28 protein-coding genes and 1 riboswitch are annotated in these 24662 nt (G+C 35.3%); of the genes, 20 read left to right on the top strand and 8 right to left on the bottom strand.

Annotated features, from left to right (window positions below; all coding sequences use genetic code 11):
• Positions 1–307 precede the first annotated feature (307 nt).
• The 3 genes from dnaG to ABWU58_RS00415 all read left to right on the top strand — a co-directional run bounded on the left by dnaG (position 308) and on the right by ABWU58_RS00415 (position 4659).
• On the top strand, positions 308–2047 hold the full coding sequence (dnaG, locus tag ABWU58_RS00425; protein WP_353283250.1) for a DNA primase: 1740 nt from the start codon (positions 308–310) through the stop codon (positions 2045–2047).
• 237 nt (positions 2048–2284) lie between these two features.
• Positions 2285–3367, top strand: a complete 1083-nt coding sequence (locus ABWU58_RS00420; RefSeq protein ID WP_353283249.1) for a Fic family protein — start codon at positions 2285–2287, stop codon at positions 3365–3367.
• 209 nt (positions 3368–3576) lie between these two features.
• Positions 3577–4659 carry an efflux RND transporter periplasmic adaptor subunit gene (locus ABWU58_RS00415; RefSeq protein WP_353283248.1) on the top strand — a complete coding sequence of 361 codons (1083 nt, stop codon included), beginning with the start codon at positions 3577–3579 and terminating at the stop codon, positions 4657–4659.
• 66 nt (positions 4660–4725) lie between these two features.
• Here ABWU58_RS00415 and grxD read toward each other — a convergent pair whose 3' ends face one another.
• The 3 genes from grxD to ABWU58_RS00400 all read right to left on the bottom strand — a co-directional run bounded on the left by grxD (position 4726) and on the right by ABWU58_RS00400 (position 6684).
• Positions 4726–5049 carry a Grx4 family monothiol glutaredoxin gene (grxD, locus tag ABWU58_RS00410; RefSeq protein ID WP_164224629.1) on the bottom strand — a complete coding sequence of 108 codons (324 nt, stop codon included), beginning with the start codon at positions 5047–5049 and terminating at the stop codon, positions 4726–4728.
• Positions 5050–5064: 15 nt separating this feature from the next.
• Complete coding sequence (locus ABWU58_RS00405; RefSeq protein WP_096641415.1) at positions 5065–5283, bottom strand: BolA/IbaG family iron-sulfur metabolism protein; 219 nt, start codon at positions 5281–5283, stop codon at positions 5065–5067.
• A 78-nt stretch (positions 5284–5361) separates the two neighbouring features.
• On the bottom strand, positions 5362–6684 hold the full coding sequence (locus ABWU58_RS00400; RefSeq protein WP_353283673.1) for a malic enzyme-like NAD(P)-binding protein: 1323 nt from the start codon (positions 6682–6684) through the stop codon (positions 5362–5364).
• A gap of 134 nt (positions 6685–6818) precedes the next feature.
• On the opposite strand from ABWU58_RS00400, the gene pgsA reads away from it, so the two are divergent.
• The 9 genes from pgsA (at position 6819) to ABWU58_RS00350 (ending at position 13758) form a co-directional block, all read left to right on the top strand.
• The gene (pgsA, locus tag ABWU58_RS00395) at positions 6819–7361 is read left to right on the top strand and encodes a CDP-diacylglycerol--glycerol-3-phosphate 3-phosphatidyltransferase (RefSeq protein ID WP_353283247.1); all 543 of its coding nucleotides are present in this window, start codon (positions 6819–6821) and stop codon (positions 7359–7361) included.
• A 108-nt stretch (positions 7362–7469) separates the two neighbouring features.
• Positions 7470–8456 carry a hypothetical protein gene (locus tag ABWU58_RS00390; protein WP_353283246.1) on the top strand — a complete coding sequence of 329 codons (987 nt, stop codon included), beginning with the start codon at positions 7470–7472 and terminating at the stop codon, positions 8454–8456.
• Positions 8457–8516: 60 nt separating this feature from the next.
• Positions 8517–9224, top strand: coding sequence for an outer membrane protein assembly factor BamD (locus tag ABWU58_RS00385; protein WP_353283245.1), 708 nt, complete (start codon positions 8517–8519; stop codon positions 9222–9224).
• Positions 9225–9283: 59 nt separating this feature from the next.
• Positions 9284–10024, top strand: coding sequence for a YebC/PmpR family DNA-binding transcriptional regulator (locus ABWU58_RS00380; RefSeq protein ID WP_353283672.1), 741 nt, complete (start codon positions 9284–9286; stop codon positions 10022–10024).
• Positions 10021–11184 carry a peptidoglycan DD-metalloendopeptidase family protein gene (locus tag ABWU58_RS00370; RefSeq protein WP_410542044.1) on the top strand — a complete coding sequence of 388 codons (1164 nt, stop codon included), beginning with the start codon at positions 10021–10023 and terminating at the stop codon, positions 11182–11184. Before ABWU58_RS00380 ends, ABWU58_RS00370 begins: the two co-directional genes overlap by 4 nt.
• A gap of 7 nt (positions 11185–11191) precedes the next feature.
• Complete coding sequence (locus ABWU58_RS00365; RefSeq protein ID WP_353278223.1) at positions 11192–12037, top strand: SPFH domain-containing protein; 846 nt, start codon at positions 11192–11194, stop codon at positions 12035–12037.
• 76 nt (positions 12038–12113) lie between these two features.
• A riboswitch (TPP riboswitch) is annotated at positions 12114–12216 on the top strand.
• Positions 12205–12480: a SemiSWEET family sugar transporter gene (locus ABWU58_RS00360; protein WP_353283244.1), complete on the top strand. Its 276-nt coding sequence runs from the start codon at positions 12205–12207 to the stop codon at positions 12478–12480. Its footprint overlaps the riboswitch before it by 12 nt.
• A complete protein-coding gene (locus tag ABWU58_RS00355) occupies positions 12461–13153 on the top strand; it encodes a thiamine diphosphokinase (protein WP_353283243.1) in 693 nt (230 codons plus the stop codon). The genes ABWU58_RS00360 and ABWU58_RS00355 overlap by 20 nt, the downstream gene beginning before the upstream one ends.
• A 449-nt stretch (positions 13154–13602) precedes the next feature.
• On the top strand, positions 13603–13758 hold the full coding sequence (locus ABWU58_RS00350) for a hypothetical protein (RefSeq protein ID WP_353283242.1): 156 nt from the start codon (positions 13603–13605) through the stop codon (positions 13756–13758).
• Positions 13759–14272: 514 nt separating this feature from the next.
• On the opposite strand, the gene ABWU58_RS00345 is transcribed toward ABWU58_RS00350, so the two are convergent.
• Positions 14273–14773: a Smr/MutS family protein gene (locus ABWU58_RS00345; RefSeq protein ID WP_353283241.1), complete on the bottom strand. Its 501-nt coding sequence runs from the start codon at positions 14771–14773 to the stop codon at positions 14273–14275.
• A gap of 92 nt (positions 14774–14865) precedes the next feature.
• Here ABWU58_RS00345 and rlmB point away from each other — a divergent pair, with 92 nt between their 5' ends.
• The 6 genes from rlmB to ABWU58_RS00315 all read left to right on the top strand — a co-directional run bounded on the left by rlmB (position 14866) and on the right by ABWU58_RS00315 (position 18780).
• Complete coding sequence (rlmB, locus tag ABWU58_RS00340; RefSeq protein ID WP_353283240.1) at positions 14866–15630, top strand: 23S rRNA (guanosine(2251)-2'-O)-methyltransferase RlmB; 765 nt, start codon at positions 14866–14868, stop codon at positions 15628–15630.
• A 79-nt stretch (positions 15631–15709) separates the two neighbouring features.
• Positions 15710–16432: a Bax inhibitor-1/YccA family protein gene (locus tag ABWU58_RS00335; protein WP_353283239.1), complete on the top strand. Its 723-nt coding sequence runs from the start codon at positions 15710–15712 to the stop codon at positions 16430–16432.
• A complete protein-coding gene (locus tag ABWU58_RS00330) occupies positions 16433–16969 on the top strand; it encodes a cytochrome c oxidase assembly protein (RefSeq protein ID WP_353283238.1) in 537 nt (178 codons plus the stop codon).
• Positions 16970–17013: 44 nt separating this feature from the next.
• Entirely contained in the window at positions 17014–17166 is a 153-nt protein-coding gene (locus ABWU58_RS00325) for a hypothetical protein (RefSeq protein WP_353283237.1), read from the top strand.
• A 202-nt stretch (positions 17167–17368) separates the two neighbouring features.
• Positions 17369–18346, top strand: coding sequence for a quinone oxidoreductase family protein (locus ABWU58_RS00320; RefSeq protein WP_353283236.1), 978 nt, complete (start codon positions 17369–17371; stop codon positions 18344–18346).
• Between the two features lie 236 nt (positions 18347–18582).
• Positions 18583–18780, top strand: a complete 198-nt coding sequence (locus tag ABWU58_RS00315; RefSeq protein ID WP_264688032.1) for a hypothetical protein — start codon at positions 18583–18585, stop codon at positions 18778–18780.
• Between the two features lie 151 nt (positions 18781–18931).
• Here ABWU58_RS00315 and ABWU58_RS08095 read toward each other — a convergent pair whose 3' ends face one another.
• Together ABWU58_RS08095 and ispH are read right to left on the bottom strand one after the other, a co-directional pair.
• On the bottom strand, positions 18932–19174 hold the full coding sequence (locus ABWU58_RS08095; protein ID WP_410542043.1) for a hypothetical protein: 243 nt from the start codon (positions 19172–19174) through the stop codon (positions 18932–18934).
• Between the two features lie 581 nt (positions 19175–19755).
• Positions 19756–20685, bottom strand: coding sequence for a 4-hydroxy-3-methylbut-2-enyl diphosphate reductase (ispH, locus tag ABWU58_RS00300; RefSeq protein WP_353283749.1), 930 nt, complete (start codon positions 20683–20685; stop codon positions 19756–19758).
• A gap of 20 nt (positions 20686–20705) precedes the next feature.
• Here ispH and ABWU58_RS00295 point away from each other — a divergent pair, with 20 nt between their 5' ends.
• Entirely contained in the window at positions 20706–22253 is a 1548-nt protein-coding gene (locus ABWU58_RS00295) for a peptidoglycan D,D-transpeptidase FtsI family protein (protein ID WP_353283235.1), read from the top strand.
• A 2-nt stretch (positions 22254–22255) separates the two neighbouring features.
• Here the strand turns inward: ABWU58_RS00295 and ABWU58_RS00290 are convergent, their stop codons facing one another.
• Together ABWU58_RS00290 and elbB are read right to left on the bottom strand one after the other, a co-directional pair.
• Entirely contained in the window at positions 22256–22564 is a 309-nt protein-coding gene (locus tag ABWU58_RS00290; protein ID WP_353283234.1) for a hypothetical protein, read from the bottom strand.
• Between the two features lie 170 nt (positions 22565–22734).
• Complete coding sequence (gene elbB / locus ABWU58_RS00285) at positions 22735–23442, bottom strand: isoprenoid biosynthesis glyoxalase ElbB (protein ID WP_353283233.1); 708 nt, start codon at positions 23440–23442, stop codon at positions 22735–22737.
• Positions 23443–23591: 149 nt separating this feature from the next.
• Here elbB and ABWU58_RS00280 point away from each other — a divergent pair, with 149 nt between their 5' ends.
• Entirely contained in the window at positions 23592–24632 is a 1041-nt protein-coding gene (locus tag ABWU58_RS00280; protein WP_353283232.1) for a hypothetical protein, read from the top strand.
• Positions 24633–24662: the final 30 nt, after the last annotated feature.

The following is a 24662-nucleotide window of genomic DNA, read 5'->3' as shown; positions in this document are numbered from 1 at the left end:
GCTCACCAGCTCAGTGTCCAATCAAAATTCCTGGATGCCAGTGTCAAGCACTGGCATGACACCTTATGGAGCTATAGTTCCTCTTCATTCTCAAATGCCCTTCTTTTGTCATCTAAGTAGCTATCCAAGAAAACTATTTACTGTACCTACTTTAAATCAACCTTCTTTAATTATATTCATGATTCTTGAGTAATTTATTTTGGGTTCTTTGTCAAGCTGTCCTGATTTTTTGCGAGCCTTGAAATAAATTTCGAGTCAGATGTGCATAAATTCTATATAATTTTTATCCTACTACTAATTCAATAAGATGGATCACATAGATATTATAAAATCAAAATTATTATTATCTGACATAGTAGGTAAAAAAGTCAGGCTAATAAGAAGAGGAGATAGTTTTGTTGGGCTCTGTCCATTTCATAACGAAAAAACCCCATCTTTTTCGGTGAGCAATACTAAGGGGTTATATTACTGTTTTGGTTGTTCAGCTAGTGGTGATGCATTTGAATTTATTTCACAAACTGAAGGATTAAGCTTTAAAGAAGCATTGGAAAGATTAGCATCGGTTACAGGTGTTGAACTGCCCAAAAATCTTAGTATTACAAAAGAGGACAATAAACTATTTTTAGCGCTTGATTTAGCTGCAAATTGGTTTGCACAAAAAAATCAAGGTGTTGTAGATTATTTAAAGCAGCGTAAGATTTCACCTAAAATCATAGATAAATTTAAGATAGGTTATGCACCAAGCTCTGGTTTGAAAGAGTATTTAAACTCTTCAGGTATTGAAGACAGAATTTTGATTAATGTCGGATTAATAAATAAAAATTTTCGTGATTATTTTTATGACCGGCTGATATTTCCTATATACAACATTGCAGGGAGAGTTATTGGTTTTGGCGGACGTGCGCTGAGCTTTGAGCAACAGCCGAAATATTTAAATAGCCCAGAGAGTCAGCTCTTCAAGAAGAGGGAGAATTTATACGGATTAAACTTTGCTTTAAGCGAAATACGTAAAAAACAGCACATATTTGTTGTTGAAGGATATATGGACACTATAGCGCTACATCAAGCGGGAATTAATAATGCAGTTGCTCCGCTTGGTACCGCAATTTCTGCAGAACAGATAAAAAATCTATGGAGATTTGCTAAAGAAATCTCCATCTGTATGGATGGCGATAGTGCTGGACGTCATGCTGCTACCCGAGTTGCAGAACTTGCTCTGCCAATATTAGAGCCTGGATACACGTTAAAGTTTGTGACTTTGCCGAGTAATAAAGATCCATACGATATATGTAACGAACTGGAATACAAGAAAGAAGACGTATTGACTGCTCTTGACCATTCAACAAAACTGCATTCTGAATACTTATGGCATCACATAATCGATAGCAATTTGCAAAATTATGAAAAACTTGCTCCGGAAAAATATTCAATTCTTGAGCACAAGTTCATGGAATATGTAAATACTATTAGCAACAGCAGTATTAGAAGGTATTACAGAGATTATTTTTACAATAAGGCTAGTGAACTAAGAAGTAGCTTCAAAAAACAGATTTTTAATAGTAAAACTAGAGCAACACAAGGTGAGTATCTTCATAACAAATCTCCAGAGCTAATTGAAACAGAGCAAAATCAGGCCATAATTTTGCGTATAGCCGTAGAATTTCCTGAAATCTTGAACCGTCCTATATTTTTTGAGCAATTTTCTCATTTTGAATTTACTAATGAGATGAAAAGATTACAACAGCGTATAATTGATGTAATAAGTAACAAAAGCAAACTCGATAAAGAGCAAGAATTGAAACAGTGTAACGTTATAAAGTATGTATTTGAAAAAACTAGCATACTAAGTAGCCAACTGAACGAGAGAAAATCTGCAGAAATTGTGTGGAATAATATAGTGTTACTAAAAGAATTAAATGCATTACGAAAAGAAAGAACCGAAGCGAGGCTGAGCGGTAATCTTGACTTAGAGGAAAGGTTGATAGAACAAATAGAGCAAATAGAAAGTAATATACAAGAAATGCAAATGGAGTTTATTGAAAAGTAGATATCGTCTCGTTAGTCAACAAGAAAATTACAAAATAAGACAATATTTTACATAAGATTGAAATTTTTAACTAATTAAGCCTTCCTCCAACAGCTTTGCCCTGTAGTTTTTGATATGGTTAGGATCACTTGAAAATATATAATTTTTGTAGTTAGCTCTGCTGTGCATATAAAGCTTACTATTGACTTTTATCACATTATCTCACATTATCTCACATAATATGCATGTGAGAAGAATATGAACTGGAAGAATTTTCGTCTTAGTACACGTCTCAACCTAGAAGGGCCTGTGATTGAGCAAGTGTACGAGTTAATTGCTGCAGTTGATAGTGTTAAAAATAGCTGGCAGGTAACGAAAAAACTACTACCACAAACAATTGAAAGATTAACTCATTCAGTTATTGTTACATCTTCTGGCGCTTCTAACCGTATTGAAGGAAATCGTCTAACCGATAAAGAAGTTGAGGATCTATATAAAAACCTACGTGTCAAAAAATTTAAAAATAGAGATGAGCAAGAAATTGCTGGCTACTTAGAAATGCTTAAACTAATATTTCATGATTATACGGATATTCCAATTAGTGAGTCATCAATATTGCACATTAACAACCAGATGCTACTTTATAGTGAAAAAGATTTGTATCATAGAGGAAAATACAAAGCAAGTTCTAATAGAGTTGAGGCAAAAGATCAGAATGGAAAAGTTGTTGGTATAATTTTTGATCCCACACCACCTTACCTTGTTAGAAAGGAAGTACAAGAGCTTATTGATTGGTATCACTGGTCCTTAAATAATAAATTTAAGCATCCTCTTATTATTGTTGCTAACTTTGTTTTTGAGTATTTGGCAATACACCCTTTTCAAGATGGGAATGGCAGAACTAGTAGATTGATGACTAATTTAATGCTGTTGCAGCAGGGTTATGATTTTGTATCTATTGTATCACATGAAAAGATAATTGAAACTAACAAACTTGATTACTATTTAGCGCTTAATAAAACACAAAGTAGCTGGAAAAGTGGCAAAGAAGATATTTCCCCATGGTTAATATTTTTTCTTAATGTGCTCAAAACGCAAGCAAATGAGGCGCATTATATTCTTGAGAGGGAGAATACTGAATATTTATTATCAAGAAAACAATTGTTCTTCTGGGAATGGGCACTTAGCCTTGCAGATAAAGAATTTAGTAGAAAAGATGCTATAGAAGCTCTAGGATTTCCTCCAAGAACAGTAGAGGCAATTACAAAGAAACTGCTAGGGATGAAATACTTACAGCGTCTTGGAGAAGGCAAAGCCACTAGATATAAAGTTATTATTTAAAAGTTTTAGTATGTTTTTCGAGATTTTTTTAAATCCAATCTTATGCACAACTTTGTTTGCAATTTTACATTTTTATTCGATTAAAAATTGCATTTTAGCAATAAAAAACTTACTTATTGTAGGAAAATCTTGTGTTTGTTCTCATATAAAACTATTTATGGAGTGACAATGGTGCATGTATTATACTTACATTTCTAATTCGAGAATTTATGCAGTTGTTTCTAACAAGATTGGTCAACAAATTCTATTGTTTAAAGATGAGAAATAAAGTAATCATCATTTCCAGTATTGCTTTTATTCTACTGTTTTTTATCAGCAGTGCATTTTTAAAAAAAGATCAGGCGGTTCATAGTGATAATGCAACTAGTAGCTTTTCAGTAAAAACTCAAGAATGTGCGCCGCAAAACCGCACTATATATTTAAATTTTTCTGGTACAGTAAATCCCTTACATAGAGCTAGCCTTGTCTCAAAAATAAGTGGTAAGATTATTGCTATTTATTTACCTGATGGTGAAAAGGTAAAAAGAGATGATGTAGTGTTAAAGATAGAAGATTATGACAGGATTGAGCAAGCTCAGAAAGCCAAAGCTTTATTAAAGCAGCGTGAAATTGAGTATGATTCCTCTCACAAACTGAATAAAAAAGGCTATGGAGCACAAATAAAAGTAGAAGCAGCTTTTACTGCGTTACAAAGTGCAAAAGCTGACCTAAAAAGGCTAGAATTGGATTTAGAAAATACTGCAGTCAAATCTCCTATAGATGGTTATATTGATAAAATCAATGCAAACGAAGGGGATTTTGTTAATGCTGGGCAAAAAATAGCTGACGTGGTCGATTTCGATCAAATTCTTGTAGTGTTATACGTTTCGGAAAATGAAGTAAATAAAATAGAGCTAGGCAGCACAGCTCAAATTAATTTACTGGACGGAAAAGAATTGGCAGGTGAAGTAAGTTTTATTAGTAAAATTGCTGAGCCTAAAACTGGGTCTTATAGGGTAGAGGTCAAGGTAATTAATAATAAAATGATATCCTTGCAGGGACTAACTGCCAACGTAAGACTACCTTCAGGCGAAAGATTTGCATATAAAGTTCCTTCTTCAGCCCTGAGCTTAAGTGACGAAGGTGCTCTTGGAATAAAGATTGTTGATGACAATAATTATGTAATATTTGCACCAATAGAAATTGTTGATCATGAGAGCGATGGGGTTTGGATAGTAGCAAATAACGAAGGTAAACCCATAAAGTTAATAGTATTGGGCCACCTATTTGTTAAGCCTGGTGATAAGGTTTAAGACATAAGATCCTTTTTCATAGCTTATACTACGTTATCCAGCGTCTGGGCACTGGTTTCTTGGTACTTATTCCGCAATAATTTTTTTTTCCTTCAATAAATTTTGCAGTTCGCCTTTTTCGTACATCTCGCGAGTGATGTCGCAACCACCGATAAACTCTTCCTTTATATATAATTGTGGAATTGTTGGCCAATCAGAAAACTTTTTTATAGATTCACGTATTTCATCATTCTCCAACACGTTAATATACTTAAACTTCACGTTCAATTTTTTTAGGATTGACACGACGAGTCCAGAGAATCCGCATTGAGGAAAATCAGAAGTGCCTTTCATGTACAACACCACATCATTTTCCGCTATATCTTTTTTTATTTGTTCAAAACTGCTCATAAATTCACCTTATTTTTAAGTATTAGTTTCCAGTTGCAAGGCGTGTATAGACTGACCTTCCAGAGCTTTATATACCATTTTATGCTGTTCTATTTTTGTCTTTCCAAGAAAGCGCTTGGAGGTTATTTTTAAATGATAATGATCATCATCTCCAGCAAGGTCATGAACCTTTATATCAGCGTCGGGGAACGATTGTTTGATGATCCTTTCTAATTCGTGAATTGCAATAGTCATTGATTTGCTTTAAATTACAATACTTTCATTATAAATCTAAAATGACTGGGTGCAATTGAATTATTGATTATATGGTTACTAATATTGTGAAGACAGTAGATTCAGCGTGTTAAGTGCACTAGCAAGGCGAGATTTTAATTGATTTTCATATTTACTCCAATCTTGTATTGCCTTTCTTGCAACACCTGAATCAACTGCGGCTTTTGCAACAGCAGGAGATACTATAGAAATTAATCTTGGGTCAAATGGAGTAGGTATTATATATTCACGTCCATAGCTCATTTTACGACCACCATAGGCTGCAGATATCTCACCTGGTACTGGCTCACGGGCAAGCTTTGCTATTGCATCTGCAGCTGCAATTTTCATTTCATCATTTATTGTTGTTGCATGTACATCAAGCGCCCCTCTAAATATATAAGGAAAACCCATGACATTATTAACTTGGTTGTTGTAATCTGACCTACCAGTTGCGATTATTGCATCTGGCCTCACAGATTTTGCAAACTCAGGCCTTACTTCTGGATCGGGGTTGGCGAGAGCGAAAATAATCGGGTCTTTGCCCATACTCTTTAACATCTCTTCATTTAACACATCTTTTGCAGATAGTCCGATGAATACGTCAGCGCCTTTTATTGTATCAAGTAGAGAACGTTCGGAAGTATCAATTGCATATTTTTCCTTCCACTCATTCATGTCTTCGTTTCTACCTTTGTATATTACTCCTTGCTTATCACATAGCACTATATTTTTAGCGCCCATGGAGCTTAGTATTTCTAAACATGCAATACCGGCTGCTCCAGCACCATTCATAATGATCTTAACGCCCTCTAATTTCTTTTCAACAATATCAAGAGCATTTTCTATGCCAGCTGCAACAACCACCGCAGTTCCATGCTGGTCATCATGGAATACTGGAATATCCATCAGTTCATTCAGACGTTTCTCTATTATAAAACAATCGGGAGATCTTATATCTTCTAAATTTATCCCCCCCCAACTTGGCCCAAGGTACCTTACTGCATTGATGAAATCTTCTATATTTTCTGTACCAACTTCTATATCAACTGCATCAATATCAGCAAAACGCTTAAATAAAACAGCTTTGCCTTCCATGACAGGTTTTGCAGCAAGAGGACCGATATTACCAAGTCCAAGCACTGCAGTGCCATTTGAAATGACAGCAACACAGTTGCTTTTTGCCGTATAATCATAAACAACCTCAGGATTTTTAGCTATTTCAAGGCACGGAGCTGCAACGCCAGGGGAATAAGCAAGTGACAAATCATACTGGGTAGATAAAGGTTTTGTTGGCATGATTGAAATTTTACCAGGGTTACCACCTCTACTGTGATACTTAAGTGCTTCTTGTTTTGTGGTACTATCTAAATCATCGTTCATCATTACATCCTTATATTTTAAGCTTGTATTTTTTAAGTATATGGAGTTTTTATGAATGTTCAATTGTAAACTATTAGCTTGTGAACTCTGGTGTACTTCTGTATAAGTTTACCTACTACGTAGAATGGTATTACATGCTTAAGAAAAACGTGCCTAATTTGCTTACAATTTCTCGTGCGCTTGCAATACCAGCAATAATATTAAGTTTTTATATAGAAAATAAATATGCAAGCCTGATAACAATATCAATCTTTATATTTGCATGCATTACAGATTTTTTTGATGGTTACCTGGCGCGTGCGTGGAAAGTCCAATCAAAGTTTGGCAAGCTATTTGATCCAATTGCTGATAAATTAATAGTGGTTTCAACGATAATTATGCTAATTTATAAGCAAAAGATAAATGATTTTACAATAGTACCGTCGATTATCATCATCTGTCGGGAGATATTAGTCTCGGGTTTGCGGGAGTTTTTGATAGCTACAAATGTTAGTCTACCTGTAAGCAAAGCTGGAAAAATTAAAACGTTTCTACAGATGGTTGCTGTAGTAGCGCTAATAATGAACGATTATGATATGATTCAATATATAGGTGTGATTTGTTTATGGGTTGCAGCTATTATAACTATGTGGTCAGGCTATAATTATATCCTAGCCGGCATCAAACAGGTTGACTGAATTTCTTGAGAAACAGTTAATATACAAAAGTGGTTAACATTTTTATAATATTGACTGAATAGTTAAAATCCTGTATAATATATTAGTTCATAAATCAACGGGATCTATATGACTGGTAACCCTAAGACTACGTTTTCTCCTGGAGATTTTTGGCTGACAGTTGATAAGGAAGTCAAAAAAGAAAGGTCAGAACAAGAGTCATTAACACTAAAAGAAGAAGCGGAAAAAAAGAAGAAACTCGAACAGGAGTTATTAATGCTAAAAGTAGGAGAAGCAGAAAAAAAGAAGAAGCTAGAACAAGAGCTATTAACACTAAAAAAAAGAGAGCTATATAGACAATGTGTATCATTGGCAACAATGGTCCCATTTGCATTGCTGATGGCGATTGAACTGGAAAAAACATGTAGCGATCAGGTATTACTTGGCGTGATAAGTGGCGCGCTAAGCCACACTATATTACCTTCTATGGTCCTATCTCTTATTTGTACGCTATATTTAATTTACAATAATAGGAAAATAGCACAAAAAGAACGAGAGTTGGAGAATATTGAAAATGGAGAGGAAGTAAAGGAAAAAGAGCACAATATTTCTGATATAGGTCAGTGTTTGATCTATATTGAGGCTATAACAACTGCACTGGTTATTGTAGGTATGATAATGGGTGAAACATCTTCACTTGAAGCAGCAGAGGATGCAATTTTATTTCTTGCCAATGCAATTGCTTTTCTTGTAACTCTTGCTTCTTATATTGGTGAGCATGAAAAAAATAAGAAAAAGGAAACAGAAAAATCTAATCTTGATGAGAAATCTAGCAAGAAAACTAGCAATATGTCTGTAACCGGATTGGCGCTTGCTGGTTCTTCTATATTTTTAATAAGAAGGATAATGTTAATGGCATTAGCATCATCCTTAAATCCTGCTGTTGGGCCTACTTTAGGCTTGATAGGTATTGCACTTTTTATGGTTGTACAGATATTAACTATACGTTCCTATAGCAAGACGCTGAAAGATCCAAAAGTGGAAGGACAAGGTAAATCGAGGAATGCAGGTAGTTCTGACCGTAGTTATAAAGAGGAAGGGCCGGCTATTGCCTAAGAAATTTATTTATTTAAGTAATATTTAGGTCTATACTTTATTTTGATCGAAAAAAATCTTATGTATAAGACTTTAATCACGTGCTTTATTTTTCTGGTTTGTTCCTTTGTGCAGTCACATGCGAATGATCTTGAAAAAACTGAAACTGAACTATATGAAGAAGCAGTTGAACTTTTTGACCAGAAAAAATATAAACAAGCTATTAGGGCATTTCAAAAGATAGAGGATTTGTACCCTTTCTCTTATTGGGCAAGGAAAGCAAAATTATTATCTGGTGTGTCTCATTATAATATGGGTAACTATAGCAGTGCTGCAAGTGATATGGATGATTATATATATGTTTATCCAAATGGTGAAGATTTACCATATGTATACTACTTAAGAGTATTATTTTATTACATGCAAATTAATAAAGTGCAGCTTGGACAGCAAATTGCATATAAAACTTTAGAGCTGGCTACAGAGTACATTAACCTTTTCCCAGACAGCGAATATATAGATGAGATCAAGGAAAAAGCAAAATTAATCACAGAACATATATCAATAAAAGAGTATTCTATCGGTAAATTTTACCTGAGGCGTGGTGAATATTTAGCAGCAATTAAGCGTTTCCAGAATATAGCAAGCTATAAGGATTCTAAATATTTTTCTAAGTCTATTAACTATTTAATAGCAGCCCATTCAGCTATTGGCCTTGACTTAGAAGCTGAACAGTATGAGAGTATGTTATTAGCAGAAAACCTGCAAGATGCCAAGCCGGAGGCTTGAAAATTTGCTTTAGTTTTTTCTATGCTTTGATATATAATTAGGTTTTTAACTATTTGAATATGGCTGGTCATTCACAATTTTCAAATATAAAACACCGAAAAGGTGCTCAGGATGCAAAGCGCTCTCAAAAATTTACGAAGCTCATTAGAGAAATAACAGTTGCTGCAAAGCAAGGGCTACCCGATCCCGAACTCAACCCGCGCCTTCGCTCTGCTATATTTGCTGCGCGCAAGGAAAATCTACCAAAAGATAAAATAGAAACAGCAATAAAAAATGCAACTGGTAACGTTGCTGGAGAAAATTATGAGGAAATCCAATATGAAGGTCATGGGCCTTCTGGCACTGCACTCATTGTCCATGCCTTGACTAATAACCGCAACCGTACTGCTTCTGAGGTACGTTATATATTTTCTCGCAAGGATGGAAACTTGGGAGAAACAGGAAGTGTTAGTTACCTTTTCGATCATGTAGGCTTAATCGTCTATAAAGCAGAGGGTGTGAATTTTGATGATTTATTTAATTATGGGATCGAGTTAGAAGTATTGAATGTTGAGGAAAATGACAAAGAAGGATTACACGTTATAACTTGTGAAATAAAAGATTTTGGTAAAGTACGCGATGCCTTTTATGCAAAATTCGGAGAACCAGAACTTGCTCGTCTTTCGTGGCAACCAAAGGATCTAGTTGAAATTAGCGATAAAGAGTTGATCGATAAATTATCCACATTGGTTGAAGAATTAGAAGATAATGATGATGTACAGTATGTGGAAGGTAATTTTACTTTTGTTGATAAGCTATGAGGCTGGTAATATTTGTATTGCTTTGTATTTTACCAGCATATGCTACTGAAACATCAACAGATCTTGCAGTGCTGTTCCAGTGTGTAGGGTGTCATCCCAGTGCCCAGACACTGGGATCCAGAAAAATTCAAGCACACTATGCAGCATTGTCAGTCAAAGAGCTGGATTCCAGTGTCAAGCACTGGAATGACACCACCCGCAAATTGCAATGTTCGTACAGTTGTGTGCCTAGACACTGGGATCCAGAAAATTCAATTACAAATGGACACACCAACTGGATTCCAGCGTCAAGCGCTGGAATGACAGGAGAGGATTTTGAGGTGACAGAAAGTAACCATGATAGAAGATTATTATTCATGTCCAGTACCATAAAATCTTCCTTTTTTGCCACGGGAATTGAGCAAGGGTTGGCGCCAAATACAGTGGTAAAATTGATCAACATATATAAAGATTTTGGTGTTGATTTTAAAAAAGACATTGTGCCGAAGAGTAAATTGGAGGTTCTTTTTGAGAGATCGCTCAGTAATCAGAAGACTGAAGAAAAGATTTTATATGCTTCACTGACAATAAACAAGAAAGCTATTAGTTTATATCATTATAAATTGCAAGACGGCAAAGAAAGGTATTTTAATAAAGAAGGAATAAGCTTAAAAAATGGCGAAATTTTTGCAAATCCTTTAAATGGAGATTATCGCATATCCTCAAAATTTGGCAATAGAAAGCATCCTGTTCGCGGTAAAATTGCTTTTCACAAAGGAGTGGATTATGCAGCTAAGCTTGGCACTCCCATATACGCTGCTGCAGAGGGTGTGGTAGAATATATAGGAAAGAATGGTGGCTATGGAAATTACATCAAAATAAAACACAAAAATGAATATTCAACCTGTTATGCGCATATAAGTAGATTTAGTGGCGATATAAAGTTAGGCTCTAAAGTAAAGCAGGGGCAGGTCATCGCCTATGTTGGTAGCACTGGTGTTGCAACAGGACCCCATTTACATTACGAAGTTATATATAACGGCAAACACATCGATCCGCTTACGATAGCGCATAAAACTGAAGTAAAATTGCCTGATCATGAATTAAGAGAGTTTAAACTATTTGTAAATAAGATAAATAAAACGATCAACAGAGAGGGTTCAAGTGAAAAAGAAGTTTAAAGACAATATGGATAAGAATACGATAAACGATAGAAATTTAAGTCAACTCCGGTTTTTTCCTGTACTAATAGCGCTAGGATTAATTTTATCGCTGCTTTTTTTGGCATATGACAGCACAATTGCGCTTGGAGTTGCTGCTGTTTCAATTTTGACTTTTCTTCAAGGATTTTTTATTAATGACCCTAATGAAGCAAGAGTGATAGAGTTTTTTGGTCATTATATTGGAACTTATTTTAAGTCTGGAATATGTGTAACGCTTCCCTTTTCAAGCAAATATATAGTTTCCCTAAAATTTCAAAATATCAACACAGAAAAAATAAAAGTGAATGATGCAAATGGAAGTCCAATAGAGATTTCTGCAGTAATTGTTTGGAGAGTAAACAGCCCTGCAAAGGCGTATTATAATGTTAACAACTATCACGAATTTGTTTTTGTACAAAGTGACTCAGTAATAAGAGAATTAGCAAGCAATTATCCGTATGATAGCGAAAGCGATGAGGAATCTTTACGTAAAAATTCTGATAAAATTTCAGATGAATTGCGGTCAATGTTACAACAAAGATTAGATATTGCAGGAATTGAGATTACAGAAGCAAGAATATCGCATTTGGCGTATTCGTCCGAGATTGCACAAGCAATGTTAAGGCGTCAACAAGCACATGCTATCACTTCGGCAAGAAGGCATATAGTGCAAAATGCAATAGGAATTGTCGAGGAAGTAATAGCTCATTTTGAAAAAAACAAAAGCTTACAATTAGATGGCAAGCAAAAGGTTCAATTGATAAATAATTTGTTGGTTGCCCTAATCTCTGAGCAAGATGCACAACCGACGATTAGTTTGGATAATAATTAGCATAGAAGCCGATTGGGTTTCATGAATGCAAGTCACTATTAATTTCTTGATTAATAGACTAAATGATGTTATAAATTACACGCATTAGGGGTGCTCTAGAAAAGCTGAGAGTACATAAAGTACAACCCTTTGAACCTGATATTGTTAAAGCAAGCGTAGGAAAATGTATGTATATAAATATTGAAGAATGCTTCGGCTTCATTGCGTTAATTGCATCTCTAATTGGATTATCACCTCAAGTATATAAAGCATATATCACTAAAGTTACTCGTGATGTATCGATGCTAATGTTAGTAAACTATCTTATTTGTTCATTGTCTTGGATTGGCTATGGTCTTTACCAGAGCTCAATTTTTGTGGTGCTTAGCAATATTGCTGGATTAGTGATTAGCATAATGTCAATTATTCAAAAATGTTACTACGATGCAAAACCTGCACCATGATCATGTGCTGCACTGCAGTACACAACAACAATACCGTTCTATTGTAGTGCTAAATGGAGAAATACCGAGCTCATCGTTTTTTAAACGAGATATACCTATTATTGCTGTAGATGGAGGAGCAAACAAGCTTCTATCAATTGGCGTAAAACCTGATCTTGTAGTAGGAGATTTGGATAGTGTAAATCCGGATTTACGTGCTAATTTGAATACGATATATCTACCTGATCAAGATTATTGCGACTTTTCTAAAGCAATGGCTCACTTAAAAACAGTAAAGTTATTGCCATCAATAGTAACGGGTATTACTGGAGGAGCAATTGATCATATACTACAAAATATTAACGTTTTTCTAAGTACAGGTAGTATCTTTTACACACCTTCACCTCCCATGGTAGGTTATACCTTACAAAAAGGTACTACCCATTTTTTTTCTTTATCAAAAAATACTAAAATATCTTTGCTTGGTATACCCAAAGCTCAAATATCAACCAAAGGATTAAAATGGGAACTGCGTCTTAGCAACCTTGCTTTTCCGGGAAAGAATTCTTGCTTTAATCGAAGTTTAGGCAATAAGGTATCCATAGAAGTACACAGTGGTATATGTTTGGCGATGGTTTATTTAGAAGCAGTAGATGATGCTGCGAGACATCATGTGCGTCAAGTTAAGAAGTAAATAGACTTCTTGCATAACCCAAACTAAGTAGAAAAAAGGTATCATCCAAGTAGCTGACACTGGTTCCTTTATGACGTGTCATTCCAGTGCCAAGCACTGGAATGACAGCAGTCCTACGTCATACCGCCGCGGTATCTCTAGATCCCGCTAACAAGTAGCGGAATATCAACTGTTCTCCCTTGTCATACCGTCACGGTATCTCTTAGCCGCTAACACGTAGCGGGATGACGGTTGTCAGGGTGTCATCTTAGTACCTTCTCCTGTCATCCCAGTGCCCAGACACTGGGATCCAGTTTCACCTTATGATGGTGTCATGAAAGTAGCTGACACTGGTTTCCATCCAAGACGGTGTCATTCCAGTCTGGAATCCAGAAAAAAGAATGGTGTCATTCCAGTGCCCAGACTACTTGGATCCAGAAAACTTAACTTTAAATGAGCATACTAGGTGAATGTACAATAAGAACTGGATCCCAGTGTCTGGGCACTGGGATGACAAAAAAAGGAGCACTGGAATGACACCTTCCTGCCCAGTTCATGTTAGCCATAAATATTTAAGAAATTTACCAAATAAAAAAAAAGGCAAAAGAAGCCCCGTGGTTGGCTAGTTACTTACATTATACTTTCAAGTATGGCGTTTTTTTATTCTAAACACTTAATAACCGCGATTCAGCTGCTTTTAAATGCAACTAACCTAAATTATAAACGTTAAGAAATTTACTAAACAGAAAAAAAGGCAAAAGAAACCCTAGGGTAGCTAGTTATTCACTATCCATTTTTTAAGTTGGCGTTTTTTTATGTTTTAAACGCTTTATAAGCGCGTTTCAGCTTATGTAGGTAGAAATTTTATAAAGACATAAGGTGCACATAGTGCAAAAAATTAAACATGATACGCCAGATACGTGAGTTTTTTTGTCATTTAATCTGTACAGAGAAGATAAATAAATAGCTTCAGTCTCATGATAAGGGGACTGGCGGAGTTTGTCAAGTAAGTTTTTTCGTTTCTGCGGGCTACTTGAATAACGGCTACAATGTTTGTACAATTGTGCGTCACGCGCTGCCGAACACTGATTTTTATATGGTTATACAAGAAAAATTAAGGCTTAAAAGGAATTTTAAGTATCAGGACTCAAGGTTTTTATTCCTTCTTAATAAAACATAAAAAGCCCCTTTACCACCATGTTTTTTCGTAGCTTGCTGGTAGTATAGAACCATATGCTGGATTTTAGTATCATTTAACCACTTATTTAAGTTATTCTTTATAGTGTCTGTTTTATTTGTTGCACTGCCGTATCCCGTAATTACCAATAAACATCTATTTCCTGCTCGATAATTTTTGATAATAAAATCTATCAATTTACAGTAAGCATCCTCTATACTATAGCCGTGCAAATCGAGCTTATCGCTTATAAAATATTTACCCCTATCAACTTTTGATTTTGTGTTTTGGTCAAGACAAAATGATGAGTTACCATTATTGGTATTAAGAAAATTCCTTTGTAAGTCAGAGGTACCTTTATCAACCATAGACTTTATATTTACTTTATGATCAACTTTCAAAGTAACTTTTCCACATTCTATTGGCTTAACATTTTTTTGCCAATCCAACTCATCGTCCGACATAAACGCATTAATCGAATTGTATAATTTTACAACAATATCCAAACATAGTAAAATGTTGCTTATTCTATAAAAACCCGACTTTCGATAATACGATGAAATCGTCAAAAACTAATGAGAATTTTTGGCTGTATGGAAAGCACACCTGCATGTCAGCACTGAAGAATAAAAATAGGCGGTGTATAGAACTGTTAGTAACAGAAAATTTCTATAGAGAACACGAAAAAGAAATTAGGCAATGTGCAAATAGTAAGGGCATTAAAGTTCGATTAGTAGAAAACAAAATACTTAATGACGTTTTATCTAAAGGTGCTAACCATCAAGGAATTGCTTTAAATGTTGCCCCTATTCTTTATAACTTAAGCATCGAAGAAGTAGCTGAAAGCTCAAACGACAGCTCTACTATAGTCATTTTAGATCAAGTCACTGACACGCACAATATTGGGTCAATTTTAAGAACTTCAGCTTGTTTTAATGTCAACGCATTGGTTTTACCACATAACCACTCACCGAGTGAAAATGCATCTATTGCAAAAGCAGCAAGTGGAGCATTGGATATTGTTCCGCTAATATACGTTACAAATATAGTAAAAACTATGCAGTATTTAAAAAAGGTCGGCTACTGGTGTTACGGGTTTGATTGCAATGCTAAAGAGAACATAGATGAAATAAAGAGCTTTGAGAAAAAAAGAGTAATTATTTTTGGTTCCGAAGAGAAAGGAATGCGAAGGTTAGTTAAAGAAAATTGTGATTATCTTTTAAAAATACCAATGTCAAACGTAATTGACAGCTTAAATGTTTCAAATGCAGCAGCAATAGGCCTATATTCTATTTATATTAAAACAAATGCCAGCGCATAGCTGTTTATAATAAAAATACTTGATAAAAATGTGGTTTTATATTATAATGTGTTAAATAATGGACAAAAGGAGTTATATTATGTCTTACATGAGAAATGAACAGGATATTCGCTCTCAAGGCGCTTATTATAGTGCTGGGCTTAGAAGTTACCTAACTAAAGTATATAACTACATGGCTTTAGCTTTAGGCGTTACAGGGCTTGTTGCATTTCTAACGGTATTTTCTGGTCTTTTTCAGGTAATTCATTCTAATCCCGTCCTATCGCTTGTGGTAATGTTATCTCCGGTCGCGTTAGTGTTCTACATGTCTTATAGGATTCAACACCTAAGTGCTCAGTCTACAGTCACTATGTTTTTCTTATTTTCAGTCTTAATGGGGCTTTCCCTATCTTATGTTTTCATAGTTTATACTGCAGAAAATATAGCAAGGGCGTTTTTCATTACATCAATCATGTTTGGCTCTATGGCTTTATATGGTAATACCACAAAAAGAGATCTTACAAGTATGGGCTCTTTCTTGATTATGGGAGTCTTGGGGATAATTATAGCATCCATAGTAAATTTATTCCTTGGAAGTAGTCCTCTCTACTTTGCAATATCGTTCATATCAGTAATAGTATTTACCTTAATGACTGCGTATGATGCTCAAAGAATCAAGGACGTTTATTATAAATATAACGACGGATCAGAAGTCGCTACTACTAAATTGGCAATACTGGGTGCAACCAGTCTTTATTTTGACTTTATTAACATATTTCTCAATCTACTCAGGTTACTTAATTTATTTAATAATAGAGATTAGATGTTTTCCTTTTTAAGGAAAGGCAGTAAGAATTCTATAGTTTTCTTTTTAATATCTTTAGTCGTGTTGATGTTATGTCTTGCATATGCATCGGTGCCTCTATATAGCATTTTTTGTAAAGCCACTGGATATGGTGGCACAACGAGAAAAGTGACTAACACGACAATAAGTGCAATTGACCAAAAAATCAGGGTCCACTTCAATGCTGATATAATGTCCGATCTACCTTGGGAGTTTAAATCAGAAACTAACTACGTTGACGTAAACATAGGAGAACAAAGTTTAGCTTTTTATTACGCAAAAAATCTATCTGATCAGCCTTCATTTGGTATGGCAGTGTATAATGTTACGCCTTTTAAAGCAGGTAAGTATTTTAATAAAGTTGCATGCTTTTGTTTTGAAGAACAAATGTTGCTACCAAAACAAAAAGCTGCTATGCCTGTATCTTTCTATATAGATCCTGAGATAATGCTTGATAGTAATACAAAAGATTTGGGCGAAATAACACTATCATACACGTTTTTTAAGCTTAAGTAATAAACTTTTTCCTACTGTCATCCAAGCAGCATGAGCTGGAAGGAGTGTGTTGTGTATCCGTTCAGCAAAGTGGCAAAATAGGTAGACGAGATAAACCAAAAAATCAAGAAAAAGTGAGTTTACAACAAATAGTGTCATTCCAGTGCTTGACACTGGAATCCAGCCTTTCCATAATCATCAAAAACATTGTATTTTAACGTAAAACAGCTATTTTTATGCTCACCAACTTAATAAAATTCCTGGATCCCAGTGTCTGGGCACTGGGATGACAAAGGAGAGCAGTGTCACGCACTGGGATGACAAGAGGTAACGCAAGAAGTCTATTGATTGTGGAAACAATAACTTTGCAAAATATTAATTGTTAGATAACATAATTAAAGTTTTTATCTTACATTCATCATGGTTAGAGCTATACAAATAAAAAAAACTGGGGGACCAGAAGTATTAGAGTTTGTAGATAAGAGCATAGGTGAGCCAAAAGGCGAGGAAGTCTTAGTGCGTCACACAACTATCGGCTTAAATCGTTATGATTTAGAGCACAGAAAAGGTACGCGCAAAATTAAAAATTTACCATCAGTGCTTGGAGTGGAAGCAGTGGGAGTGATTGAAAAGCTTGGTAAAAAAATCAGTGATGGATTCAAAGTTGGAGACAGAGTTGGATATTGCACAGCTCCTCCAGGGGCATATTGTGAAAAGCGCGTTATACACCAAAAATATCTGATAAAAATTCCAGATAACATATCTGATGAAGTTGCTGCTGCAGTGCTGTTTAAAGGTATGACAGCTCACTATTTAGTTAATCAATCTTATAAAATTAGGTCTGGTGCTTTCGTGCTAGTTCATGGGGCTAATGGTGGTTTAGGACAAATAATATGCCAATGGGCAAAGGATAAAAAAGGTGTAGTGATAGGTTCTGTAAGCTCTGATGAAAAAATGAAGATAGCTTTACAAAGTGGCTGCACATACGCAATAAACTACAATGATAAAGACTTCGTTTCTAAAGTTATGGAGATTACGCAAAACAGAGGAGTAGGTGCAGTGTATGACCCTATAGGTTACGCTACAAGCAAGCTTTCTTTTGAATCTTTAGGCAGGTTCGGCATATACGTTTCCTATGGGCAGATATCAGGTAACGCTCCTATTAGTTTTTCTTTACTTAGTTCACGTTCGTTATTTGCAACTGGAACCTCAATATACCATTATAAGCATGATAGATTCACATTAGTGCTTACCACAATGGAAATCTTCGAGATGATAAGAAAAAAACTTTTAACTGTACGGATCAATAAAAAATATAAATTTGATGAAATAATTCAAGCTCATCGCGATATGGAAAATAGAAAAGCGAGTGGGTTAAATATTATTAAAATCTCTTAAATAAATTAGTAATTTAAACTAACCATTCATTAAATCATATCAACTAGAACTTCACATATTTAATTCTCCTTTTGGGGGAATTAAAAGCATATAGCTAAACTGACTTAGATTTACCGACAACCGTCATCCCGCTACGTGTTAGCGGAATCTATGCTGAGATACCGCGAATAGACTTCTTGCATAACCCAAATTAAGTAGAAAAAGGTATCATCCGAGTAGCTGACACTGGTTCCTTTATGACGGCAGTAGCCCCTTCTCCTGTCATCCCAGTGCCCAGATACTGGGATCCAGTTTCACCTTATGATGGTGTCATGAAAGTAGCTGACACTGGTTTCCATCCAAGACGGTGTCATTCCAGTCTGGAATCCAGAAAAAAGAATGGTGTCATCCCAGTGCCCAGACACTGGGATCCAGGAATTTTATTAAGTTGGTAAGCATAAAAATAGATGTTTTACGTTAAAATACAACGTTTTCGATGAGATTATATGGAAAACTGGATCCCAGTGTCAAGCACTGGGATGACAAAAAAAGGAGTACTGGAATGACAGCAGTCCTACGTCATACCGCGATTCATTCGCGGTATCTCTAGATCCCGCTAACACATAGCGGGATGACGGTTGTCAGGCTAGTACCTTCTCCTGTCATCCCAGTGCCCAGACACTGGGATCCAGGAAACTTAATTGCAAGTAATGCATTGGGTTTGGTGAGTATGGGTTTTGCGTTATAGAATGAAGCACTTTTGGTGAATTTATAAAGAAAGCTGGATCCCAGTGTCAAGCACTGGGATGACACCCTACTAGCGGAAGTTACTCTCAAATGTTTGTTCATGTTAGCTACAAACATTAAGAAATTTACCAAACGAAAAAAAAGGCAAAAGAAGCCCTGGTCATTGTCTATTTTCAGTATTGGCGTTTTTTAAGCCTTAAACACTGCAATTTAGCTGCTTTTAAATGCAACTCACCTTATCTCAAATGTTTAAGAAATTTACTAAGCAGAAAAAAAGGCAAAAGAAATCCCGTGGTAATTAGTGTTCACTCTCTAATCCTTCAAATTGGCGTACTATACTGTCTTAAACGACTTATAAGCGCGTTTCAGCTTATATAGGTAAAAACCTAGAAATATTGTGAAGACATAAGGTGCACATAGTGCAAAAAATTAAAAATAAGACGCCAACTACGTTGTTTTCTTGCTGTTTAATCTGCACAGATGAAGATAACTGAATACCTTCAGTTTCATGATAAGGGGGCTGGCGGAGTTTGTCAAGTAAGTTTTTCGTTTCTATTCCCAATAAAAGTTTGTTATAAGGTTATGCAAGAAGTCTAATGAATCGCGGTATGACGTCTTAGCTATAGATGCTGATTTGTGTGCTCCCAGTAATTTCAAGAGAAGCTTAGTAGATAAGTTGTGTTTTAAACCAGATTCGGTATTTTAAACTGAACATTTTCAATAATACCACCTGGCATAACTGAAATTTTTACACTCAGGTTTACTTTTAGGTAGTCCATTAATTCATCAACCAATATGTCAGGAGCGGAAGCACCTGCAGTGATTCCTATCTTTTCTACGCCATGAAACCAGCTTTTATTCACACAGCTGTAATTATCAATCAAGTAGGCTCTTTTTCCTCTGGCAGTGCACAGATCTAATAAGCGGTTTGAATTTGAGCTATTTTTACTTCCTACAACTAACACCATGTCTACAATTTCAGCTAGCTTTTTAATAGCATTTTGTCTGTTTTGCGTTGCATAGCATATGTCCTTTAAATCTGGACCTGTTATGCTTGGAAACCTGAGCTTCAGAGCAGCAATAATTTCACGTGTATCGTCGATGCTTAATGTGGTTTGCGTAACATAAGATAAATTATCTGGATCTTTAACTTTTAAATTGCGTACGTCCTGCACAGTTTGCACTAAAATGATAGGATTATTTACTCTTCCTCTAATTCCCTTAACTTCTGGATGGTTTTCATGCCCAATGAGAATTAATTCTTTACCACCGTTTTCATACCTTTTTGCCTCTTTATGCACTTTGCTGACTAAAGGACATGTTGCATCAATCACTTGAATACCCTTTCTTTTTGCCTCATCTTCTATATTTTTTGATACTCCGTGCGCGCTGAAGATCAGTATTCCTCCATTATCTTCAATTTCCTCGATACTGTTCACAAAAACCACTCCTTGTCTCTTAAAGTCCTCTACTATATATTTATTGTGAACAATTTCGTGTAGCACATAAACTTGGCACTTGTTTTTGTACTTTTCTAAAGTAATAGCTAATATGTCCACAGCTCTTTTTACCCCGGCACAAAAACCTCGCGGCTCAGCTAAGATGATTTCCATTTTTGTCAAATCAAGTAAATATGCAAGCATTACTTAAAAATAAGCTCCGCTCACTGTGTTTTATAGTACCATTATTTACGTTTTATATAATAATTATTTTTCGCATATTCTCTTTAACATTTGATCAACCTACTACTTCAGAAAATTTTAGAAAAGATAATATAGTACATAAACAACCTGATATTTTAGATAGAAATGGAGTGGTAATAGCAACAAATGTGCCCACAACATCACTATATACAGATGCAACCAAAGTAAAGAATCCGGAAAGTATAGCAGCACAACTGTGTTCTATTTTGAATGATCTTGAATACGAGAATTTATATAGAGTACTTACTTCAAAAAAGAAATTTGCTTGGATAAAGCGGCACTTGACTCCAAAAGAACTGTTAGTAATAAAAAATGCCGGCGTGCCAGGAATAAGTTTCTATAACGATGTAAAACGTATATATCCTCACAGTAATTTATTTTCACACGTGCTTGGTTACACTGACATAGATGGCAACGGTATTGCAGGAGTTGAGGCATATATAAGTAAAAACAATGAGCAAGAAAAGCCCATAATACTATCCTTAGATACACGAGTGCAAAGCATAGTGCATGAAGAGCTAACTAAAGCTGTAAGCAGATATCAGGCACTTGGCGGAGTTGGAATTGTTTTAAATGTGAGAAATAGTGAAGTTATCTCGATGGTCAGTCTACCTGATTTTAACCCCAACCTACAGAATAAGGCAGAAGACGTACAAAAGTTTAATCGCGCCAGTCTTGGGGTGTATGAGATGGGGTCGGTATTAAAATTCTTTACAATAGCCGCAGCGCTTGATGCAAACGTTACAAAAACTAGCGATTTATATGACGTATCAACACCAATCACCATTGGAAAGTATAAAATTCAGGATTTTCACAAATCTAAAATTCCAAAAATTACTGTGCAAGATATATTTGTAAAATCATCCAACATTGGTGCAGCGAAAATTGCAGTCAAATTAGGCATTGAAAAACAAGTAGAATACTTTAAAGCTATGAAGCTATTTTCTCCTTTAAAAATAGAAATACCAGAAAAATCTACACCGATAATCCCGGATAAATGGAGTGAAAGCACTTTAATAACTGCATCTTACGGTTATGGCATAGCTGTAACTCCTATACATCTTGCACAAACTGCAGCAGCATTAATCAACAATGGGATATTTCATAACGCAACCTTGATATTGAATAAAAGAAGTATAGGAGAGCAAATTATCTCAAGAAGAACTTCCAGGGAAATGAGAAAATTATTACGTGCGGCAGTAACGGATGGCACTGGCAGAAAAGCAAAAATAAAGGCATATTCAATAGGAGGAAAAACTGGATCGGCGGAAAAAGTTGTAGATGGTAAATATAGCAAAGATGCAAACATAGCGTCATTTATAGGAGTGCTAACCATGCTTGACCCAAGATATATAGTGCTAATTGCTATTGATGAACCTCAAGGGATACACCATACCGGGGGAATAATTGCTGCGCCTATAGTAAAGAACATTATAAATAGAATAGCACCTATACTAAATGTTACACCTGAGATGTAAAATTATGATTGCTTTACTATAACTTCAAATCTATCATTACCAAAATCCTTATTAATATACCAAGAACCATCATCTTTAGTTACAAATTCAAGACCTTTAAGGTCTCTTTTTATTGTCTTTCCATTTTGACCATCGATAGCGATATTAATATCGAATGTAATAACGTCTAGATTTATCATAGCTTCTTTCCCACTGCACGAATTTAGACTGAACTTGCCTGACATGACATCATTAAAACTCACTTCCCCTGTATAGACATCACACTGACCGTCCACACAACACACAGTTTCAATATAGAAAAGGTCTGACATATAAAATACCTTACGTTTATAAAAAAAGAGCTAAATATATATAGCTAGTGCAGCCCTACGCCATACCGCTATAGTCAGTAAACCTAGGTCTCTTAGCTATATAACCATAATACAGCTAGGAATGTAAAATTCAACAGTTAATTGTGTAAGGAAGTCTAAATTACTACATCTTAGAGGAATGGTTGTTTAGTTTTTTTGTTAATCTTTTTTACCATGCTGTCAATCATATGCTTTATCCCTTGATATACAGAGTATGTACTTTCGTCGCTACGCATATAAGCAGAACAGGAAAATACATTATGTTCTTCGTCTTCTATTGATAACCCTGTATCGCACTTTATGTGTTCACCACCAAGCTTCTCTATCAACTGTTCTCTGTCATCTCCTATAGTTACCTTAACCTTACTTTCTTCTTTACCTATCTTGCTACTTAAAATTGAAACAATGATGGCTGGAGATATGCATATCGCTCCTATCGGCTTTTTTGTAACAAAAAATTCTGAAACTAATCTTTCAAATTCAGGCATTACTGTCACCATGTCTTTATTCTCAGCTAAGTCAGACAAATTTTTTGCAACCCCGTATCCACCAGGTACAACTAGCATGTCAAAATTTTCAGCTTTGGCTTCTTTTAAGTCATATATTTCGCCTCTTGCGATTCTTGCTGCTTCCACAAGTACATTCCTTTTTTCTTTTGTTGCCTCTTTTGTTTTATGATTCATAACTTGTGTGATATTGATATCAGGTGCAAAGCATTTAACATCCACTTCCTGCTGATCAAGCACAAGCAAACTTAAAACCGCTTCTCTTACCTCTGCACCGTCAAGGTGACCACACCCTGATAAAACCACAGCAGCTTTTAATTTTTTTCCACCCATAAAGTACCTTAATTTCATGTAATCTAGATATTTTAATACAAATTCTATATTTGGAAAGAGGTTATTATATTAATTATCTCATATTTATTATAATATAATTAATAATTATTATGTATAATTAGGCATATTTATAGTCAATGGAGTAAAATGTGGCTGAGTTCTTTGATAATGAAACTGACTACCAAGAACTAAAAAAAGCTATTTCAGATATAATAGAAAGCATCGCACAATCCCCATCAGAGGGAAAAGAGGAGTTGCTTAAAGCCCTATCAGAACAAGTTAAAGAAATGAATCTCAAAGATTTAGGTTTAGCAATTAATGACCAAGGCTTGCAAAAGGAGGTCAACAAAGAATTATTTATAAAATTCATTGAAGAGGCGCTTGGAAATTTAAAGCCTGAAGATATCGAGCCAAAGATAATAGAAGAAGCACTACAATCTGTTAATCAGCAAGCAATAAGTAATGTTATAAATAATAATAAAGGTCCGCTGGATAATCTAGTTAACTATTTTAAATCAGCATCTGCAAATGAAAAAATTGGAATAGCTTCTGCCGTAATGGTATTAGGAGCAGCATTTTCTCCGCTTATTGTGCTTGCTACATTAATAGCGCTTGTAGCTATTGGAGCACGTTATGTAGGAATAGGTATAGGAAAGGCAGGGGAAAAAATAAAAGAAGGTGCGATTGAAGCAGGAAAGGCAGTGAAAAGTTCATATAAGGATTTAATAGATAAATTACCTACGATTCAAGCAAGAGAGAATAATTTTGATAAGTTCAAAAATGACTTGTCTGGGCGTATTATAGAAATTGGTACGGCACAAAAGCGAGAAGAAACTGGAGAAGATGAAACTAAAAACAATCTTTCTAATATGCTAGAAGTGGTAAAAATACTTCAAAACAAAGAGCAATTAATGGCCATAAAGGAATTAGTAAAAGATGGAACCATTCAAAATTTTTCAGAAGATGATATGAGCAGACTTCTGGAAAAGGGCCTCAGTACTCATCTAGATGATCAAGAAGCACTTGATGATCTTATAAATAAATTTCAACCTGCAATTATGGCAATTGGTAGTGACATAAAAGAGGTAGAACAAAAAGTTAATGAGAAAGCTCAGGAAATGAAGCCAGATTCTCAAGTAGATAGTCCAAGTTCTGAACAAGCGAGCATAGGAGAAAACAAAACCCTCTGATGGCTTGGAGAGGGAATGGGAAAGATAGAG

The organism is Wolbachia endosymbiont (group A) of Pogonocherus hispidulus (genome assembly GCF_964028195.1).
In the GTDB taxonomy this organism is placed as follows: Bacteria; Pseudomonadota; Alphaproteobacteria; order Rickettsiales; family Anaplasmataceae; genus Wolbachia.
This window is presented reverse-complemented; position numbering and strand designations above follow the sequence as displayed.

Coding starts and splice junctions, on each gene's coding strand:
- dnaG (WP_353283250.1), top strand. CDS start 308: ATGGATCACATAGATATTATAAAATCAAAATTATTATTATCTGACATA.
- ABWU58_RS00420 (WP_353283249.1), top strand. CDS start 2,285: ATGAACTGGAAGAATTTTCGTCTTAGTACACGTCTCAACCTAGAAGGG.
- ABWU58_RS00415 (WP_353283248.1), top strand. CDS start 3,577: ATGCAGTTGTTTCTAACAAGATTGGTCAACAAATTCTATTGTTTAAAG.
- grxD (WP_164224629.1), bottom strand. CDS start 5,049: ATGAGCAGTTTTGAACAAATAAAAAAAGATATAGCGGAAAATGATGTG.
- ABWU58_RS00405 (WP_096641415.1), bottom strand. CDS start 5,283: ATGACTATTGCAATTCACGAATTAGAAAGGATCATCAAACAATCGTTC.
- ABWU58_RS00400 (WP_353283673.1), bottom strand. CDS start 6,684: ATGAACGATGATTTAGATAGTACCACAAAACAAGAAGCACTTAAGTAT.
- pgsA (WP_353283247.1), top strand. CDS start 6,819: ATGCTTAAGAAAAACGTGCCTAATTTGCTTACAATTTCTCGTGCGCTT.
- ABWU58_RS00390 (WP_353283246.1), top strand. CDS start 7,470: ATGACTGGTAACCCTAAGACTACGTTTTCTCCTGGAGATTTTTGGCTG.
- ABWU58_RS00385 (WP_353283245.1), top strand. CDS start 8,517: ATGTATAAGACTTTAATCACGTGCTTTATTTTTCTGGTTTGTTCCTTT.
- ABWU58_RS00380 (WP_353283672.1), top strand. CDS start 9,284: ATGGCTGGTCATTCACAATTTTCAAATATAAAACACCGAAAAGGTGCT.
- ABWU58_RS00370 (WP_410542044.1), top strand. CDS start 10,021: ATGAGGCTGGTAATATTTGTATTGCTTTGTATTTTACCAGCATATGCT.
- ABWU58_RS00365 (WP_353278223.1), top strand. CDS start 11,192: ATGGATAAGAATACGATAAACGATAGAAATTTAAGTCAACTCCGGTTT.
- ABWU58_RS00360 (WP_353283244.1), top strand. CDS start 12,205: ATGTATATAAATATTGAAGAATGCTTCGGCTTCATTGCGTTAATTGCA.
- ABWU58_RS00355 (WP_353283243.1), top strand. CDS start 12,461: ATGCAAAACCTGCACCATGATCATGTGCTGCACTGCAGTACACAACAA.
- ABWU58_RS00350 (WP_353283242.1), top strand. CDS start 13,603: ATGTACAATAAGAACTGGATCCCAGTGTCTGGGCACTGGGATGACAAA.
- ABWU58_RS00345 (WP_353283241.1), bottom strand. CDS start 14,773: ATGTCGGACGATGAGTTGGATTGGCAAAAAAATGTTAAGCCAATAGAA.
- rlmB (WP_353283240.1), top strand. CDS start 14,866: ATGAAATCGTCAAAAACTAATGAGAATTTTTGGCTGTATGGAAAGCAC.
- ABWU58_RS00335 (WP_353283239.1), top strand. CDS start 15,710: ATGTCTTACATGAGAAATGAACAGGATATTCGCTCTCAAGGCGCTTAT.
- ABWU58_RS00330 (WP_353283238.1), top strand. CDS start 16,433: ATGTTTTCCTTTTTAAGGAAAGGCAGTAAGAATTCTATAGTTTTCTTT.
- ABWU58_RS00320 (WP_353283236.1), top strand. CDS start 17,369: ATGGTTAGAGCTATACAAATAAAAAAAACTGGGGGACCAGAAGTATTA.
- ABWU58_RS00315 (WP_264688032.1), top strand. CDS start 18,583: ATGACGGCAGTAGCCCCTTCTCCTGTCATCCCAGTGCCCAGATACTGG.
- ABWU58_RS08095 (WP_410542043.1), bottom strand. CDS start 19,174: ATGAACAAACATTTGAGAGTAACTTCCGCTAGTAGGGTGTCATCCCAG.
- ispH (WP_353283749.1), bottom strand. CDS start 20,685: ATGGAAATCATCTTAGCTGAGCCGCGAGGTTTTTGTGCCGGGGTAAAA.
- ABWU58_RS00295 (WP_353283235.1), top strand. CDS start 20,706: ATGCAAGCATTACTTAAAAATAAGCTCCGCTCACTGTGTTTTATAGTA.
- ABWU58_RS00290 (WP_353283234.1), bottom strand. CDS start 22,564: ATGTCAGACCTTTTCTATATTGAAACTGTGTGTTGTGTGGACGGTCAG.
- elbB (WP_353283233.1), bottom strand. CDS start 23,442: ATGGGTGGAAAAAAATTAAAAGCTGCTGTGGTTTTATCAGGGTGTGGT.